Genomic DNA, 18,068 nt, shown 5'->3' with positions numbered 1-18,068 from the left:
GCTGCCTAATGGTTTTCTCTGGGCAGCCCTTTTTGTGCGATTTTTTGATATTTCACAGCAGGCTTAAGCACCATGCCTTCGTCCAGCTGAGCCACCATTCCTCGTTGAATTTCCTGCCACGGTGTCTGGTGCGCCGGATAGGGATACCCACCTTGCTTTGCCAACGCAATTCGCCTTTGCTCTAACACTTCTTCATCAACCAGCATGTCTGCACTGCCACGGTCTAAATCAATACGAATTCTGTCGCCCGTTTGCAGGAGAGCCAATCCACCTCCTACCGCAGCTTCGGGAGAGGCATTTAAAATGGAAGGCGAACCCGATGTGCCTGACTGTCGCCCGTCACCAATGCACGGAAGTGAATGGATTCCCTGTGAAAGCAAATGCGCAGGTGGATGCATGTTGACCACTTCTGCCGCACCGGGATAACCGATAGGACCTGCGCCCCGCATCACTAAGATGGCGTTTTCGTCCATTTCTTTGATGGATTCAGACTCCAGCTTCTGGTGGTAATCTTCCGGACCATCAAAAACGTAGGCTTTTCCTTCAAACGCGTTGGGGTCGTCTGGATTGCTTAAATAGCGCTGGCGAAACTCATCCGAAATCACCGATGTTTTCATCATGGCGCTATTGAACAGATTCCCTTTTAGGTTGATGAATCCAGCAGATGAAAGGATTGGGTTGTCGATAGGGTGAATGACCTCATAGTTTTTGACATGACAGGACTGACAAAGCTCGCCTATCGATTGCCCGCTCACCGTTAAGGCATCAGGATTGGGTAAGCGATCCATCTTTAACAGCTCGGAAATAACTGCCGGCACACCGCCCGCATGGTAAAAGTCTTCTCCTAAAAACTGCCCTGCTGGTTGAACATTACAAAGCAAAGGGATGTCGTAACCGACACGTTGCCAGTCATCGTTAGTCAGTTCTATGCCGCAATGGCGGGCAACGGCATTGAGGTGGATGGGCGCATTAGATGACCCACCAATGGCCGAGTTGACCGCGATTGCGTTTTCAAAAGCGGCTTTGGTCATGACATCGCAAGGTTTAATGTCTTGCTCCACCAGTTCAACAATTCGCTGACCCGTGTTGTACGCCATCTGCCCGCGCTGACGGTACGGGGCGGGAATCGCAGCCGATCCAGATAGCTGCATCCCCAGCGCTTCAGCCAGTGAATTCATGGTGCTGGCTGTGCCCATAGTGTTGCAATAACCCACAGACGGGACAGATGCCGTTGCCATGTCCATAAATTCTTCATAATCAATTTCTCCGGTTGCCAGTTTTTCTCTTGCTGTCCAGATGACGGTGCCAGTACCTGCGCGTTTTCCTTCATGCCAGCCATTAAGCATTGGACCGACACTTAACGCGATTGCGGGAATGTTCACCGTCGCCGCTGCCATTAGCAGCGCTGGCGTGGTTTTGTCGCAACCAATGGTGAGCACCACACCATCCAGTGGATAGCCATATAAAGATTCCACCAGACCGAGATACGCGAGGTTTCTGTCGAGTGAAGCTGTGGGGCGCTTACTGGTTTCCTGAATTGGATGCACCGGAAATTCCAAACAAATACCACCCGCTGCCACGATACCTTCCCGCACTCTCTTAGCTAGCTCAACATGGTGTCGATTGCAGGGAGAGAGGTCAGAACCAGTTTGAGCGATCCCGATAATGGGTTTACCGGACTGAAGTTCTTCTCGCGTTAAACCATAGTTCAGGCAATGACCAAGATGCAGAGCCGTCATCCCCGGGTCGTCACTGTTGTTAAACCATTGCTGAGAACGAAGCTTCATTGTGAATACCAGTCACTCAAAGGGATGACGGTCTGGCTTTGTTCTCCCAACCCTTTTATACCAAGGGTAACGACATCACCAATATTCAAATACTGCGGTGGCTTCATACCTGCACCCACCCCCGGTGGTGTTCCGGTGCAGATAAGATCACCCGGCTCCAAACGAATAAATTCAGACAAGTAGCTGACGATGGTCGCGATATCGAAAATCATGGTGTTGGTATTACCCGTTTGTTTACGCTCACCGTTTACGTCCAGCCACATCGAAAGCTCCCGAGCGTTACCCACTTCATCGCCAGTAACAATCATGGGACCTGTCGGGCAGAAATGGGGGAAACCCTTCCCTTTTGCCCATTGACCACTTCTTTCCAATTGCCAAGCACGTTCGGAAACGTCATTCACTAAGGTATAACCCAATACATGGTCCAGTGCGTTTTCTTTGCTGATATTCAGTGCGGTTGTGCCAATCACAACACCTAGCTCCACTTCCCAGTCCAGCTTGGTCATTTTCGGTGAATAGAGAATCGGGTCATTCGGAGCGCAAAACGTGCCGGAAGATTTATTAAACAGGACGGGCTCCGCCGGAATATCCATTCCCGCTTCTGCTGCGTGATCGGAATAGTTTAGCCCTATGCAGTAAATGTTGTTTGGCTGGGTCATCGGAGTGCCGATTCTTGCTCCATCCATTGATACTTCAGGGAGTGCAGACAAATCTGCATTGGCTAATCGATGTTTAACTTCGCTCAGGGTGTTCGGCGTATAGTCATGAATAATAGAAGACACGTCACGTGCAATTCCTTTTTCATCCAAAGCACAGGGAACTTCTTGTCCTTTGTCTCCAATTCTTAGTAATTTCATTAACTCAGCGTCTCCTTATTTAGCTGTTCTCACAAAGGGAAATCTGGCTCCGAGATAGAAACTCACAAACCATCAGAAGGAGCCAGACTTCGCCCTTTTATCCTCATCGGCAAACTTTTGATTCGTGCGCATTCACAAATTCAATCTTAAACTCACCATTAAATGTTCACGTGAACATTATTACTAACAAAAATATCACCAGTCAAGAATTAATCGTTCATAAAATCAGCAAAACGAGAGCTTGCTGACCGATTGAGAAAAGTGCTAAGCAGGAAAAATAAAGGTGTGAGATGAATATTTAACAGACGATAACAGAGAAAGCGACCAGCCAAAAAACTTATTTTGTTAGCCAGCTCTCCCCTTGATGATCTTGACCGTACTGGTCTTGAGGGTTTCGGAGTGCGCAGGTTTCCAGCGACAAACATCCGCAGCCAATGCACCCACCAAGATCGTTCTGCAGTGCTTGCAAGCTTCGTATTTTTCGATCCAGCATCTCGTGCCAGGTGCTTGCCATTTCTTCCCACTGCTTTTTGCTGGGAGCCTGATGTTTGGGTAAATGTTCTAGCGCCTGCGAAATGTCTTCTAAAGACAGCCCAACCTGCTGAGCGGCTTTGATCACTGCAATTCGACGAAGCACACTACGATGAAACCGTCGCTGATTACCGGGGTTACGCCAGCTGGATATCAGCCCTTTTTGCTCATAAAAGTGAATCGCTGAGACTTTCACCCCAGCCCTTTTCGCCACTTCCCCGACTCCGATATCCATATTTGATTTCTCACCCATTAGTGTGCTTACAGTGTTTTACTGCTTGCAATCAGTATATATAAACGGCCCCCGAGTCGCTTGAACGATTGTCATATTGAGCAGCCATATTGACTCCTTGACCGCTTGAATCCTCTGAGTAGGCACCAATAGCAAGTACATTACCGTCAGATGATATCGATACTGAACTACCAAATTCGTCACCGCTGTCAGGATTAGAGGCTTTAATGTATGCGTGCTGGCTCCAAATACCAGACTCAAAACGGAAGAGATACGCTGCTCCCGAATTACTTGCTCTAACGCTATTTTGTAGGTCAGAGTTCACTCCATACGCTTCAGAGTTCTCTCCCCTGGCACCGACAACTAACGTGTTGCCATCTGAAGAAAGTGATACTGCACTAAACAAATGACCGGGACCAGTATTTGAAGCTTTAATGTAAGCTTGTTGCGTCCAATCACTATCTTCTAAACGATAAAGGTAAACGGCCCCAGAATCACCAACTCTATGATCTTCATCCTGATTTGAATTTATTCCAGTAGCGAGGGAGTCCTCAAGCAGAGCTCCGACAGCCAACGTTTTTCCATCGGACGACAGTGAAAGGAAGCGACCAAACCCGTCGTTAGTACCAGTATTGGAAGCTTTAATGTAAGCCTGTTGGGTCCAGATGTTCTGTTCAAATTGATACAGATAAACCGCCCCAGAATAAGGTGCGTTATAGTCAGATTGGGTATCAGAGTTGACCCCGGTACCACTGGAATCCTCCTTTCCAGCGCCTACTGCTAGTGTATTGCCATCAGCAGACAACGATACTGCAAATCCAAACCATTCATCCCACCAAGTATTTGACGCTTTAACGTAAGCTTGTTGAACCCAACCTCCCCCGTTATTGCGAAAAACATAAACCGCCCCAGCTCCAGATGCTCGATTATCATTTTGCAGACCCGAGTTAACACCTTTACCACTTGAAGCTTCTTCATGTGCACCTACAGCCAAAGTATTGCCATCAGATGACAATGAAACAGAATAACCAAATTCATCATCCTTCTCAGCGTTAGAAGCTTTAAGGTAAGCTTGCTGACTCCATCTTCCTCCATCAAAATGGTAAAGGTAAACTGCCCCAGCATTCCGAGCACTATTGTCGTTTTGCAGACTAGAATTAACCCCGAGACCCGCGGAATCTTCACCTGACGCACCAACAGCTAGCGTATTACCATCAGACGATAGTGACACAGAGAAACCAAACTTATCTCCACTGTCCGTATTTGACGCTTTGATGTAAGCCTGCTGAGCCCATTTTCCTTCGGCAAAGCGATAAACATACACTGCTCCCGCTCCCGAATCACTTGCGGAATTATCATCTTGCCCGTCTGAGTTTATCCCTTTGCCATTCGACTCTTCAAAAGGCGCTGATACTGCAAGCGTCTTACCATCTGCCGATAACGAGACTGAATACCCAAAATAATCTCTGCTACCTGTATTTGAAGCTTTTACATGCTGGGTCATATACCTAAAGTTATCTGGTGTAAGAGATTTTTCATTTGAAAATTGAGAGCCTTTCGAATTGATTGCTCTAACAAAATACGTAGAAGTTAAATTATTAATAACACCGGCATTTGGTACAGTAACACTGAGCTCAGACGTCCTTACTAACTCATGACAAGAGTTAGGTTTGGATTCATCTTTTAAACACAAACTATAAGTTGTCGCCCCTGAAGCTTTGTCCCAGTCAAATATCATCTTGCTTGGGAGAGCTGTAATATCTAACAGATTAAATGCCGAGGGCGCAGATTGGGAGCTTGGTTGGGTTGAAGATGAGCCTCCCCCACAACCTTTCATCATCAATACAGCAGGCAATACCAATAAGTATTTACCGTACTTTCTATTAAATTTTCTATTAATCACTATCTATTCAATTCTTTAGGAACTTGGTATTTCAACTGACGTAAACGTAAATACATTTACGTCCTATCTAGCCTTAGTTTGACCCCTTGAGTATTTATTCTTTGCTCATAAACAAGGTGCTAATTCTTTATAAGATCTAATTTGATTTTGCTGGGTTGTGGTACCCCCCGGAGTTCGGATAAATATCAACAAATCCTGACGAATTTGGTTGGTAAGTAGCTCTCACTCTAAAAGGTGTGTTAGGTGTGATTTTACTGAGGTCTCTAAAAGTATAACCGTTTTCCCATTCCGATCTTTTTATCGCTAAGGTTAAAGCATTTCCATTCAGCGCCGCAAAAATAGGGGTCATTTTAGTCGTTATAGTTTTGGGACCGTTAACGTCAGTGTGTCCAATGCCATTTTGAGTGACACCTGGTACGTTAGCTAAAGATTCACCTGCACCCGGTTTTTTGAAATAACTGGCACTCAAAGAAATATCATTGTGGTAGGTCCCGTCTCCATCTACGTCAAAATAAACTTCCCAAGCGTACTCCAATTCGTTGTCACTCTTACCTGCATTATTTACCTTGATATTTTTTGGTGGTGATAACAATTCAAACGTTACTTTTATCATGCAATCATTAACACCAATACGCGTTTCCTTGATATCAGCAACACTATGACTTGCCACGTTATCAGCAAAACTATCAACATAGATAATTTCCTGGGGTTCAGGGCATTGTGAAGAAAAGCCATACTTATTTTCAGAACTGCCTGAATCACTGCCACCACAACCGATCAAAGCTGCTGACATTGTCATTACTATAATATTTTTTTTCATGTCAAAAATTTAAGAGCCAAAAGATTAAAGCTGGTCAGTATACCGAAATGCGACGTATTTTCATTTCTATGTTTTCGAAACTTATGCTTCGTCACTAAAGATTTCAATAACTCTCTTGAAGAACATTTAATGCTTTAAAGATCAAATTAATAAGGTGGTAACTGACTACCTAATTATTTTTCCTCCACTTTTTTCAAAAAAGCGCTTTACCTCAACTTAACTTGAGGTTTTAGAGTAGCACGCAACAATTTCAAATTCACGGAGGAAAAACAATGAGAAATAAAACCCTTCCTTACTTGGCTGGTCGGTTTTTTGATGGCATTTCGTCAGGACTTTTTATGATGGCACTGCCTTGGATTATTCTTTCAGAACCTGATATGGGTACATTTGTGGCAATGACAGCGTTAGTCTGTACAACGACCTCATTCTTGGCGACCCCTTTCTTTTCAACACTGATTGATCGTCATTCTCGCAAGGGGATTCTGGTTATCATTCAGGCGATTCAGGCATCAACCGCGGCGCTGGTCTGTATCGCTTACAGTTTCGGTTTAGGCTCACACTGGCTGTTAGCTGCAGCTCAGTTGATTTTTTGGGTGTCCAGTAATCTGGCTTGGGTAACCAATAATGCTTTTACTCAGGAAAACTACGAATCTCATGAGTATGCCTCCATCTCTGGCTATCAGGAGATCATACTTCAGGGCACCACGTTAGGGGCTGGCGCACTGGGTGTTATCTTGCTAGAAAGATGGGGAATGTGGGAGTTTTCGCTGTTCGCAGCCATCGCATCAGGCATCGCGACTGTCGCTTACCTTGCCACTCCTTACATTAGAAAGCTGCGTAAAACCCAGAAGCGTTCTTTTGCCGCTCAGCTAACAGAAAGTGTGTCCATATTCCGTGTTGCCCCCCGTTTTTACGCGTTTATTATGCTTTCTTGCCTGTCTTATCCAATCCTGACTTTCTTAGGAAAACTGGTTCCAATCTGGTTTGCAGAAGCTGGGATTTCAGGTGACTGGCTGGCGGCATACAACATCAGCTTTGGCTTAGGCTCTCTGTTTACAGGTTTTCTGGTCAGCCGTGTTTTGGGGCAGTTTTCACATCAGTCCATCATGCAGTATTCCATGTTTATCGTAGCTTCGATGCTGTTCGGCATGGCGTTGTACGACAGTCCTCTCTACTTGGTGCTGTTCACGCTAGGGTTTGGATTCTTCAATGCTCTGAACCGCATCGCGCGAACCAATTGGTTACACCATACTGTGGAAGTGTCGCAGCGTGGTCGGGTCGATGGAGGGTTGGTGCTGTTTTCAACACTTGTTCAGTCGTTAAGTTACACCCTGATTGCGGTGCTGTCTCATTACGACATTACTCGATGGGGTTTTGTGATTGCGGCAGTATTGGTTCTTGTCGCCGCTGTCTTGATGAATGTACTGAACAGCAACGACCAGTTTGACCAGCGCGCTGTTCCACAAAGTTAAAAATCTGATGGGGTGCCCAAGCGCCCCGCTTTCCATTTATTTGCCAGATGTATCTAATTCTCTTGGCAACGTTTCTGGTTTGGCATAGCTTAGGCGAGATAACCGTTCTGCAATGTGGTAGCTGTCTAATCCTGAAACAGCGACCAGGTCCAAAGTGCCCAAGTCGATATAGCCGTCTTGCATAACGGCTTGCCCTTCAACACGAATCTCTTGCACTTCACCTATCACTAACTCGGTTTGGTTAACGCTCATGGTAGTGTGCTCGCGCAAAACCATACCAATCTGCATCGGGCTTTCCTTTACATAAGGAGCTTTGATGACTTCACTCAACTCCGGGGTCAGCCCCACTTTTTCAAACTCCGACTCTTCTTTTCGATATCGAGCTGACGTCTGGTGAGCCTGCTGATAAACCTCGCGACACACGGAATTGATGGTGTAATGACCCGTTTCTACTATGTTTTCGAGAGTATGGCGAGACACGCTATGAGGGCGAACGATCATTCCAAGCAAAGGAGGGTTAGCACCAAGATGAAACACGGAACTCACGATGGACAAATTGTGCTGACCATTGTTATCAATGGTGCCAATCAGGTTTGCGCTTTTGTAACCAGATAATGAGTTGATAAAACTCGCTCGAAAGCGATCTTCCATCTCTCCTATGTCTGACTTCGAATACCCTTTTTTTGCCATCTTTTGCCTCCAAGATAAAACACGTAAAGCAGCACTTGGGTATAAGCAAGTGCTGCTATTTCAGATTTGCCGCTCGTTACTTGTTACTAGCTACTTGGGGATAATGACCGAGTCGATTACGTGAATCACTCCATTGCTGGCTTTCACGTCTGTCATCAGCACTTTCGCGTTATCCACCATGACATTACCGTTCTGAGTATTAATGGCAATGTCCTGTCCTTGTACGGTTGACGCACCTTTCAGGTTCACTACATCGGAAGCCATCACCTTGCCTGGTACCACATGGTAAGTTAACACCGCTACCAACTTGTCTTTGTTCTCGGGTTTTAGCAGCATTTCTACTGTCCCTTCTGGCAATTTCGCGAACGCCTCATCGGTTGGGGCAAACACGGTAAATGGTCCATCGCCTTTAAGCGTATCAACCAGACCGCCAGCTTTAACCGCTGCGACCAGCGTGTTGAATGAACCGTTGCTTGCGGCAACGTCTACAATGTCTTTCTTTGCTCCATGGTGCCCAGCATTGACTGAAAACGCAGCAATAACCAGCGAGATGGTGACTAACATTTTTTTGAACATAATCGTGTCCTATTTTCGATGGATGACGTGACCAGAAGGTGTCTGGTTTTTGCCTTTACGCTGCCCATCTTCAATAAGATCATTGAAAAAGAATTCTCTGAACATCGATTCCATTCTTGATGAACCGAATGCGCTTAACGCTCGTAGTAGGGCAAAAAGGAGAATTTTATGAAGATGCCAATCAGCAAACTAGAGAAGTACTTTTCAGTCGACAAACTGGTTGTTCATTCACTGGATATGTCGCTGTATCAACTATCCGCTGTTATTGACGGAGAGGAGTGGTTCATCACCGAAGAAGACGGGCAACTTATCAGAGCCTGGTCGGTTGTCGACATTCAAAGGCGCTACCGCAACGTTGAGGCAAAAGAGAAAGTGCTCAGACAAGAAAGTGCCTACGATGAAATGGTTGGATGTCCAGACAAGGTAACGTCAAATATGTTCGAGGTCCCGATTGGAGACAACAAGCTCTACTAATTTGCATTCCTCTGGGCAAAACATCACATTCTGACAGTGCTCGAAACTGAGCCTGACTTTTCTCACTTAGCTTTGACATGCAGTTTGCGTCATTCGGCACAATTTTGGCGCACACTCACTAATCGGGAAAGGCTATGGAGTTTACTCAACAGGATCGTGAAGCGCTGTATCAGGTCTGGATGTCCCAGAAGGCTAAAATGCGCATGACTCAAATGGAAATCACCAAAAGGCTTGGCATCAGCCAGATAGAGTTCTCAGAATTACTGCGGGGCAGCGCGAAGCTCGAACCTGCGTTTGTGGAAAAGTTTTGCGCCCATCTTCATGTCGATGCAAAAGCGATCATCCCATCATTAAAAGAAATCAGTGCGACTGAAGGTCACGTCGTCTACCTGCAAAGCCGAATTACTGTAGACGGCGAGATCAAACGAACCTACGTCGACGGCAATCAAGTGATCGTCGAATACGCTCATACTCTGAATGATTAAATCCCCACTCTGAAACATTCCCTTGGTCAGCAAGGGATTAAACCTCTGCTCTACTTTTCTCTGCTCTCCAAAAAAACAAAACGAACAAAAATCACCCACAAAATGAGCCAAAACATAAATATTTTCAATTTTTGATCATGGATTTATCAGTTAGTTGATTTCGCTTCCGTTTCTTCTAACAAAATTAGAGTAAAAACACTATTTCCATAATCAATGATAAAGAGTATCTATGCTCAGTTACCTACTACCTATTGTTACAAGCTTAGGGGCAGTTCAGCCATTTACATCGCTAATGGATTTAGACACAACACTGGCGAACACCTCCTCCATTTCAGAACAGGTTTACTACCTTTTCAACCGAGAAAAATCCACTTATGTGCGCTGCTGGTATCGTACTAGCCACGCGATAGAAGAGGTCGGAACGGATTGGGAATGGGCTTTAAATGAAAATGGTGACTACCTAAAACTTGACGGTTATTGGTGGTCGGCTGTTCAGCATAAAAATATGTTCTACACCGACACCCCACAATCCTATATTCAGGAACGTTGCGAGCAAACTTTGGGAGTGACTCACAATAACGCAGACATCACTTTTTATGCCGCAGACAACCAACTGTCGTACAACCACACCATCTGGTCTAACGATTATGTTATGCAGGCAAGTGCTTTAAATAAAGTGGTGGTGCTTGGTGACAGCTTGTCCGACACAGGCAACATTTTTAACGCCTCTCAATGGCAGTTCCCAAATCCTCATTCCTGGTTTATGGGCCACTTTTCCAATGGATTTATCTGGGCAGAATATTTGGCAAAGGCGAAAAATCTGCCAGTCTACAACTGGTCAGTCGGCGGGGCGGCTGGCTCCAATCAATATCTGTTGCTGACAGGGGTGAATGAACAGGTGACTTCTTTCCTGACTTACATGGAAGAAGCCAAAAACTACAGAATTGAAAATACTCTGTTTACTTTGGAATTCGGTTTAAACGACTTTATGAATTACGGTCGAGAAGTCACCGACGTTAAAGCGGACTTCAGTCGCGCTATGGTCCGGTTGACCGATGCGGGAGCAAAACACCTTGTTCTACTCACTCTTCCTGATGCCACCAAAGCTCCGCAGTTCAAATACAGTACTGAAGGTGAAATAGCGGTGATTCGCAAGAAGGTTATAGAATTCAATGCCTTTATCGAAGAGCAGGCAGCAGCTTATAAGAGTAAAGGAATTAACATCACCCTGCTCGATGGCTACAGCTTGTTTGAGGATCTCACGTCAAACCCTGAGAAGCATGGGTTTGTGAATACCACGGAACCTTGTCTGAACCTGGACCGAAGTGCAGCTCAAGACTATCTTTACAGTCACGACATCACAAACCAATGCGCCGAGATTGGATCTGACAACTATGTATTTTGGGACGTAACCCACCCAACAACCGCGGTACACAAATATCTGGCGGGAAAAGTGCTCGAAGCTGAAAAAACAGCGCTTTAATTGCTAGGGTCTGTTGGAGCGGGTTTACGCCCGCTCCTTAAACTGTTCCTGAAACCAGTCGACACAGTACTTCACCAAGTGCTTGTCGCGGCTGTGAGGCGATACCCTGAGGTAGTAACTGTAACCTTCAAATGAAGGCAGATCTTGTCTTTGCGTTAACCAATTCTGCTTTCGTGCCATCTCACTGAGTACATCACTCACCAACGCCACTCCCTGCCCCGCAAGGGCGGCTTGCAGTACATATTGCTCCTGATTGAACTTGCGTATGACAATTTCTTGATCAGAAAAATGCGTCTGCCAGGGCACGTTAGGAATAAATGACTCGTCTTCCCACTCGGTCACAAACAGAGTATTGGGTAACGTTTCTGACTTAGCGGGGGCATAACACCCTAACCGCTCTGTACCCAGAAGAATCTCTCCATCTTCAATGGTTCCCGGTAATCCGTAGCGAACCGCAATATCAACACGACGCTCATGATTGAAATCCACCAGTCTGTCACTGGCACAAATTTCCACCTCTAAATTCGGACGTTTTGTATTTAACGTCGGTAGCCTTGGTGCTAGCCATAAAGCCGCAAAAGACGTACAGCAAGAAATGCTCACCCTATTTGCAGGCTGCTGAATGTCCAGCAGGGTTTCCTCAAGCTGTGAAAATACGTTTCGAGTGGTCGTCGCGAGTTTCTTTCCTTCGTGGGTAAGTGCGACCGACCGGATTTTCCGCTCAAACAGCTCGACGCCAAGGTGCGACTCCAGATTTTTGATCTGATGGGAAACTGCCGTCGGCGTGACATTCAATATCGAAGCGGCATGTTTAAAACTGCCATATTCCGCGGCGATGGCAAAAGTGCGCAGATAATTAAGCGGAGGAAGCGACTTCATCTCAAACCTTATAATTAAGTTTTATTCATCTATAAGATGCTTTTTCTCGTTTGTCAAAAATCAGTCGTAAAGGCAAAAATGATCTCACGAAATAAGGGTCACAATACAAGGATTCGTTATGATCACTTTGCTACAAATCGACGCCAGCCCAAGGCAGTTTTCTCCTGAGCCACAACCTCACCAGTCGGTTTCGCGCCGGATAGCCCATCACTTTGTGTCTGAGATAAAAAAGAGTACAAACGTTAAAAACCTGATAGTTAGAGATTTAGCTGTCAGTCCACCTCCTTTTATCGATATTGGCTGGATATCGGAAAGTTTTTCTGATGAGAAGAAGAACGACCAAACATCATCCCTTGATATATCCGACGAATTAATCGCAGAGGTTGAAGCTGCCGACATCATTGTTATCTCTTCCCCGATGTACAACTACGGTATGCCTGCGGTTTTGAAAGCGTGGTTTGATCAAGTCATTAGGGTAAATAAAACTTTTTCATTCGATAGCGAAAAAGAACCGCCTATTGAACCTATTTTATCGGGCAAGATTGTTATCTTGTGTACTTCTAGTGGTGAATACAGTTTTGGGAAAGGTGAAAGCCAAGCTCACAAGAATCATCTGGGTGCCCATATCGAGCAACTGAGCCCTTACTTAGGAGCCGATCACTTTCATGAAATCGCAAGTGAGTATCAGGAGTTCAAAGACGAAAGGCACGCTCAGTCTCTGGAAAATGCGATAAAAAAAGCAAAAGCACTGGCACACCAATACGCCAAGTAAAACAAGAAAGCCCCAGTTACAAAAACTGGGGCTTGATGATGCTTCTAAAAAGTTCTGCGCGGTGCGACAGTGCTTTACTGAGGCTTCTTAGCCAACACTTCATCAATGTCTGACGCGGAATGACGCTCTGGGACTTGCTCCCACTCTTCTCCCCAGGAACGATTCACTGTGCGACCACGCTGTACTGCCGGGCGCGCTTCAATTTCTTTCGCCCAACGCTGCAGGTTTTTGTAGCTGCTGACGTCCAAAAACTCAGCCGCATCATACAAGCTGCCTAACACAAGGTTACCGTACCAAGGCCAGGTTGCGATGTCTGCAATGCTGTACTCGTCTCCACCCAGGAATCGGCTTTCAGCCAGTCGCTTATCCAGCACATCTAGCTGACGTTTAGCTTCCATTGTGAATCGGTTGATTGGGTATTCAAACTTCTCTGGTGCGTAAGAATAGAAATGCCCGAATCCACCGCCCAGATACGGGGCAGAGCCCTGTAGCCAGAATAACCAGTTAAGAGTCACTGCTCTGCCCTGTGCATCTTGCGGGATCAATTGACCAAATTTTTCTGCCAGATAAAGCAGGATGTTTCCTGATTCGAACACGTTCACAGGCTCTTCACCAGAACGGTCGACCAGAGCCGGGATTTTAGAGTTCGGGTTAACACCGACAAATCCAGAACCAAACTGGTCGCCATCACCAATTTTGATGATGTGCGCATCGTATTCTGCTTCGGTAACCCCTAAAGCCAGTAATTCTTCCAGCATGATTGTGGCTTTCTGACCATTAGGTGTCCCCATTGAATACAGCTGTAGCGGGTGCTTGCCAACTGGTAGCTCTTGTTCATGTCTTGCACCGGAATCTGGTCGGTTGATGCTTGCCCACTGACCGCCGTTTTCGGCATCCATAGTCCAGACTTTAGGTGGTGTGTATTCGTTTGCCATTGTTATTCCTTATCAGTATTTTTTGCACGTCTGTACCCAAGTAACTTCAACATGCTTAGGTATACATTAGTTACTATCTGGTCATTATTCTGAGTTAAAACCCCTGAATCAACTTTTTATTAGAACGATCGGTTATTTATAAGATACTGTCAGTAATAATAAAAATATAAGCCAGCAATCTTGTAGGCTGAATTTATACGATGGTCCATATATCCCAGATCCATAAAAGCAATGAAAAAATGGATACTCAAAAACACCATGTCATTGAAATCTTGGATCTATTGAGAAGCCGAAACACCGATCTGAAAAATCATCCTTGTGGTTCGAGCGGGTGAGAAGTTTCACTAAATTGTAGACCCAAGTTACAGGAAGTTCCTTTGGGCATTATGAAAATAAATCGAATCCAGCGACGTTGCACCACTGGATTCGCAAAAGATTAGGCGAAGTGTTGAGCGATTCTGTCTACCGCTTGGTCGACGTATTCCGCCACATCATAAAGCCCGATATGGTTAGACCCTTGGATAACGACCAATTCAGCACCTCCTCCTGTAGCCGCCAGCATTTGCTCGCTTTCGTACGCTGAATCGGCTTCTGAACCCACAATCATCAGAAGTGGTGTTGGCGCAAGCCTTTCTGCGATATCGAGCGCAGAGAAATTCACCAGGCTGGCAAATGACCAAGGGAGAAACTTGCTCTCATATTGACCTTTTTGCCCGCGAGGGGTCATGTAGTACTCATAAAACTCACGAAAGAGCCTTGGCATATCCGAACTGTCATTTTCAGGGGCATGAGGGAGGTAAGAAACGTAACCCGTATGCAGATACGTTTCACGCGCCAGATTCCCAATCTTAAGCACATCCAGCACACCATCTCGACCCATAACCGAGTGGTAAAAGCCTCGGTGGTCAAAGTAAGCACTCACGGTTGCCACCGCTTTGATTCTGCGATCGGTCGCAGCACAAAAACTCAAATATCCACCACCAGAGCAGACTCCCAGTCCGTAGATATTATCGTTCTGTACTTGATCGTGCAGGCTCAGAAAAGTGACCGCATTCGAGATATCTTCTGACTTGATATAAGGGTTTTCGTGGAATCTTGGTTCACCTTCACTGGCTCCAAAACTTGCGTGATCGAATGTGAGTGTCACAAACCCTTTTGAAGCTAGTCGAGTTGCGTAGTGGTCAACCGTTTGTTCTTTCACACCAGCCTGAGGTGCTGCAATCACAATCGCCGGAAAGTCGCTTGCCCCATTGGAAGGAATAAACAAGTGAGCCGCAATTCGGTTGCCATTGCTAAAAAAGTGAGTTTCTTTCTTGGTGTACGTCATCATTATCTGCCTTTTATAAATTGAGTGGTTGGCTTGTGAGCCAGTGACTACATCTTAAAAACAGATTGATTTATGATATATACATCAACATAAAACCTACTGTTACCAAATGAACAACAATATATCTCTTCTTGATGTAAAGGCGTTCGTCGCCGTGGTTACCGAAGGCAGCTTTACGAAAGCGGCTGAAGAACTAGGGTCGTCCAAAGCTCATGTTTCACGACAGCTGAGTCAGCTTGAAAAAGCATTGGGTGTTCAACTGCTTATTCGGACAACCCGAACCCTTAAGCTGACTGAGCCCGGTGAACGTTTTTATTCCACCAGCCAGAGCGCTTTGGCAGAGATTGATAAAGCCGCCTCGGATGCAGTGGAAATGAACACCTCAGTGTCGGGAAAAATTCGAATCAACAGTCTTGGGGGCGCTTTTGGGGAAGAGTACCTTTCTCAGGTCGTTGCTGAATTTGCTGCCGCTTACCCGGACATTCATATCGATGTTTCTTTTGATAGCAAACAGGTCAGCCTAATGGATGACCCATTCGATTTGATCATCCGTTCTGGCGAGCTTCCCGACTCTCGAATGGTGTCCAGACACTTGATGGACATGGAAATTGGTCTGTTTTGCTCACCAGCTTATCTGAAAGGTGCAGCGCCAATCCTCCACCCCAGAGATCTGAAATCCCATAAGTGTTTAACCGGTACAGTTGATAAATGGTCTCTGGTCAATATCAGCGAAGAGGTGTTCTCTCTTCACATTGAACCTGCTGCCCGCTGTGCAAACAGCCGGGTGCTATTAAATTACGCGGTAAATGGCATGGGTATATGCCGGCTGCCGAGCTTATATACCTTGGAACACCTGGAAAATAAGCAGCTGGTGAGGGCGATAGAAGGCTGGCACATCCCGCCTATTCCAATCCATCTTCTGTACACCAAAAACCGCTATCAACCTGAAAGGCTAAGATGTTTTATCCAGTTTCTGTGTGAGTGGTTCAGAAAACTCGGCAAATAAAAAAGCCATGGAGACCCTAAAGACTCCATGGCTTCTGACTGTTTAAAGCAGAGCGCTACTTAGTACACATCACGTACGTAACGTTTCTGTTTCTTAAGCTGATTCACATAAGCTTCCGCTTCTTCTTTCGACTTGTTACCGTGAACTTCAATCACCTCGTGAAGGGCTTTATCCACGTCTTTCGCCATATAGTAGGCATCGCCACAAACGAAGAAGTAACCGCCGCGCTCCAGCCATGCAAACAGCTCTGCACCACCTTCTCGCATCTTATCCTGTACATAGACTTTTTCTGCCTGATCACGTGAGAAAGCTAAGTCTAACTTGGTAAGCACTCCCTTACTTTGCAGCGCTTCCAGCTCTTCCTGGTAGATGAAATCGGTTGAGCTGTTTCTGTCGCCGAAGATCAGCCAGTTGTCACCCGGAGACGCCTGAACTTCGCGCTCTTCCAGGAAAGAACGGAAAGGAGCAATACCCGTACCCGGACCAACCATGATCATTGGTGCTTTGTCATCCTCTGGAACCGCGAAGTTCTTATTCGGAGCAAAGTAGCACGGCACGACGTCGCCTTCCTCAACCAAATCCGCCAGCCAGGTAGAACACGTACCGTTGTATGCACGATCACCGTTTTGGTAACGCACGCTGCCAATGGTCAGGTGCACTTCGTCTTCATGCTTGTTCAGGCTGGAAGAAATCGAGTAAGCACGCGGTGCAATAGGTTTAAGCAGAGACAGGATCTCTGCCAGAGACAGAGTTACACTTGGGTACTGACGAAGCAGATCCAAGATGTCTTTACCCCACAAGAAGTCATTCAGATCTTTGCTGTCTTCGTTGCCAATAAGCGTGATCAGTTTATGGTCACTGGCACTTTCCGCCAGAGCCTTAACAAACTCTTTAGATGGAGTACGAATATCCAGATGACGAGTGAAAATCTCACGCAGACTGAAGTTTTCGCCATTCCAGGACGGTTTTTCATCACCCGAGAACTTAAAGTGTTCAAGGAACGCTTGCACCAGCTCAGGCTGGTTCTGAGGGATTACATTGAGCGCGTCACCAGCTTTATAGAACTCACCGCTGCCTTCCAGAGAAATCTCGTAGTGAACGATTTCTTTACTGGAGCCTTCTTTGTTTAGCACACGCTTGTTTTTCAACGTTGCCTGAAGTGGGTTCTTACGGCTGTACTTCGACTTAGCCTTTGGGGCAGAGCCTCCCTGAGGGGCACCTGCTTCGCCATCATCACCTTTGTCAGCGATGCCCGGCAGTGTGGCAATCATCCACTCTTCCGCTGGCTGTTCAAAGTCGATATCACAATCTACACGTGCAGTGACTCGGGTCGCGCCTAGTTCTTCTAAGCGTTCATCCCAAAGTTTACCCGCCAGACAGAATTCATCGTAGCTGGTGTCGCCAAGCGCGAGTACTGAGAAGAAGGTGCCATCGAGTTTCGGCGCATGTTCATCAGACATGGTCTGCCAGAGTGACTCTGCGTTGTCTGGCATTTCACCTTCACCATAAGTACTGGTGACAATAAGGATGCGGGAGGACTTGACGAAGATTTGCGGATCCACATCGTCCATATCGTAAACCGTCGCTGTCATGCCGTATTCTTTGGCTTTTTCAGCAGTATCGTAGGCAACAGCTTCCGCGTTACCTGTTTGAGAACCATAAAGAACGGTCAGCGCTTTCACCTGTGGTTTGGATTCCGCATGTACTACGGATTCTTCTTTCACCAACAGGCGAGAATGCAGACCAGAGAAGAAGCCCGCCAACCAGGTCTTCTGATCGTCGTTAAACGGAATGTCTTGAGGCAAATAAGGTACTTTCATTTTTCTTCCTACTATGAAA

Annotated in this window: 17 protein-coding genes; 6 read left to right on the top strand and 11 right to left on the bottom strand. The window is 46.1% G+C overall.

The genetic code is table 11. The features are described 5' to 3' along the window. Positions 1 to 5 precede the first annotated feature (5 nt). The 5 genes from QMG91_RS18655 to QMG91_RS18635 form a co-directional block, all read right to left on the bottom strand. Entirely contained in the window at positions 6 to 1,787 is a 1,782-nt protein-coding gene (locus QMG91_RS18655) for an IlvD/Edd family dehydratase (RefSeq protein WP_281831410.1), read from the bottom strand. Next, positions 1,784 to 2,644, bottom strand: coding sequence for a fumarylacetoacetate hydrolase family protein (locus tag QMG91_RS18650; RefSeq protein WP_281831408.1), 861 nt, complete (start codon positions 2,642 to 2,644; stop codon positions 1,784 to 1,786). The genes QMG91_RS18655 and QMG91_RS18650 overlap by 4 nt, the downstream gene beginning before the upstream one ends. Before the next feature lie 337 nt (positions 2,645 to 2,981). Beyond that, on the bottom strand, positions 2,982 to 3,410 hold the full coding sequence (gene soxR, locus QMG91_RS18645; protein ID WP_022600036.1) for a redox-sensitive transcriptional activator SoxR: 429 nt from the start codon (positions 3,408 to 3,410) through the stop codon (positions 2,982 to 2,984). A gap of 49 nt (positions 3,411 to 3,459) precedes the next feature. Further along, positions 3,460 to 5,310 carry a hypothetical protein gene (locus QMG91_RS18640; RefSeq protein WP_281831406.1) on the bottom strand — a complete coding sequence of 617 codons (1,851 nt, stop codon included), beginning with the start codon at positions 5,308 to 5,310 and terminating at the stop codon, positions 3,460 to 3,462. 136 nt (positions 5,311 to 5,446) lie between these two features. Next, entirely contained in the window at positions 5,447 to 6,103 is a 657-nt protein-coding gene (locus QMG91_RS18635) for a hypothetical protein (protein ID WP_281831405.1), read from the bottom strand. A gap of 299 nt (positions 6,104 to 6,402) precedes the next feature. Here QMG91_RS18635 and QMG91_RS18630 point away from each other — a divergent pair, with 299 nt between their 5' ends. Continuing rightward, the gene (locus QMG91_RS18630) at positions 6,403 to 7,602 is read left to right on the top strand and encodes an MFS transporter (protein WP_281831403.1); all 1,200 of its coding nucleotides are present in this window, start codon (positions 6,403 to 6,405) and stop codon (positions 7,600 to 7,602) included. 36 nt (positions 7,603 to 7,638) lie between these two features. Here QMG91_RS18630 and QMG91_RS18625 read toward each other — a convergent pair whose 3' ends face one another. Then, complete coding sequence (locus QMG91_RS18625; RefSeq protein WP_281831401.1) at positions 7,639 to 8,292, bottom strand: flavin reductase family protein; 654 nt, start codon at positions 8,290 to 8,292, stop codon at positions 7,639 to 7,641. A 90-nt stretch (positions 8,293 to 8,382) separates the two neighbouring features. Then, entirely contained in the window at positions 8,383 to 8,868 is a 486-nt protein-coding gene (locus QMG91_RS18620) for a fasciclin domain-containing protein (protein WP_022592010.1), read from the bottom strand. Positions 8,869 to 9,036: 168 nt separating this feature from the next. On the opposite strand from QMG91_RS18620, the gene QMG91_RS18615 reads away from it, so the two are divergent. The 3 genes from QMG91_RS18615 to QMG91_RS18605 all read left to right on the top strand — a co-directional run bounded on the left by QMG91_RS18615 (position 9,037) and on the right by QMG91_RS18605 (position 11,310). Continuing rightward, the gene (locus tag QMG91_RS18615; protein ID WP_004404575.1) at positions 9,037 to 9,342 is read left to right on the top strand and encodes a DUF6482 family protein; all 306 of its coding nucleotides are present in this window, start codon (positions 9,037 to 9,039) and stop codon (positions 9,340 to 9,342) included. Positions 9,343 to 9,476: 134 nt separating this feature from the next. After that, a complete protein-coding gene (locus QMG91_RS18610) occupies positions 9,477 to 9,827 on the top strand; it encodes a transcriptional regulator (RefSeq protein ID WP_004404577.1) in 351 nt (116 codons plus the stop codon). A gap of 229 nt (positions 9,828 to 10,056) precedes the next feature. Further along, complete coding sequence (locus QMG91_RS18605; RefSeq protein WP_281831400.1) at positions 10,057 to 11,310, top strand: SGNH/GDSL hydrolase family protein; 1,254 nt, start codon at positions 10,057 to 10,059, stop codon at positions 11,308 to 11,310. Between the two features lie 24 nt (positions 11,311 to 11,334). On the opposite strand, the gene QMG91_RS18600 is transcribed toward QMG91_RS18605, so the two are convergent. Beyond that, entirely contained in the window at positions 11,335 to 12,189 is an 855-nt protein-coding gene (locus QMG91_RS18600; RefSeq protein ID WP_281831398.1) for a LysR family transcriptional regulator, read from the bottom strand. 118 nt (positions 12,190 to 12,307) lie between these two features. Between QMG91_RS18600 and QMG91_RS18595 the strand changes: the two genes are divergently transcribed. Next, positions 12,308 to 12,961, top strand: a complete 654-nt coding sequence (locus QMG91_RS18595; RefSeq protein ID WP_281831396.1) for an FMN-dependent NADH-azoreductase — start codon at positions 12,308 to 12,310, stop codon at positions 12,959 to 12,961. Between the two features lie 74 nt (positions 12,962 to 13,035). Here QMG91_RS18595 and yghU read toward each other — a convergent pair whose 3' ends face one another. Further along, positions 13,036 to 13,896, bottom strand: coding sequence for a glutathione-dependent disulfide-bond oxidoreductase (gene yghU / locus QMG91_RS18590; RefSeq protein ID WP_004404589.1), 861 nt, complete (start codon positions 13,894 to 13,896; stop codon positions 13,036 to 13,038). Positions 13,897 to 14,332: 436 nt separating this feature from the next. Next, positions 14,333 to 15,226: an alpha/beta hydrolase gene (locus tag QMG91_RS18585; protein WP_281831395.1), complete on the bottom strand. Its 894-nt coding sequence runs from the start codon at positions 15,224 to 15,226 to the stop codon at positions 14,333 to 14,335. A 106-nt stretch (positions 15,227 to 15,332) separates the two neighbouring features. Between QMG91_RS18585 and QMG91_RS18580 the strand changes: the two genes are divergently transcribed. Further along, complete coding sequence (locus QMG91_RS18580; protein ID WP_281831394.1) at positions 15,333 to 16,229, top strand: LysR family transcriptional regulator; 897 nt, start codon at positions 15,333 to 15,335, stop codon at positions 16,227 to 16,229. A 59-nt stretch (positions 16,230 to 16,288) separates the two neighbouring features. Here the strand turns inward: QMG91_RS18580 and QMG91_RS18575 are convergent, their stop codons facing one another. Continuing rightward, the gene (locus tag QMG91_RS18575; RefSeq protein ID WP_022592004.1) at positions 16,289 to 18,049 is read right to left on the bottom strand and encodes a diflavin oxidoreductase; all 1,761 of its coding nucleotides are present in this window, start codon (positions 18,047 to 18,049) and stop codon (positions 16,289 to 16,291) included. Positions 18,050 to 18,068: the final 19 nt, after the last annotated feature.

Source organism: Vibrio nigripulchritudo (assembly GCF_027924785.1).
GTDB lineage: Bacteria > Pseudomonadota > Gammaproteobacteria > Enterobacterales > Vibrionaceae > Vibrio > Vibrio nigripulchritudo.
Note: the sequence above shows the minus strand (reverse complement) of the source record. Positions and strands in the feature narration are given on the sequence as shown.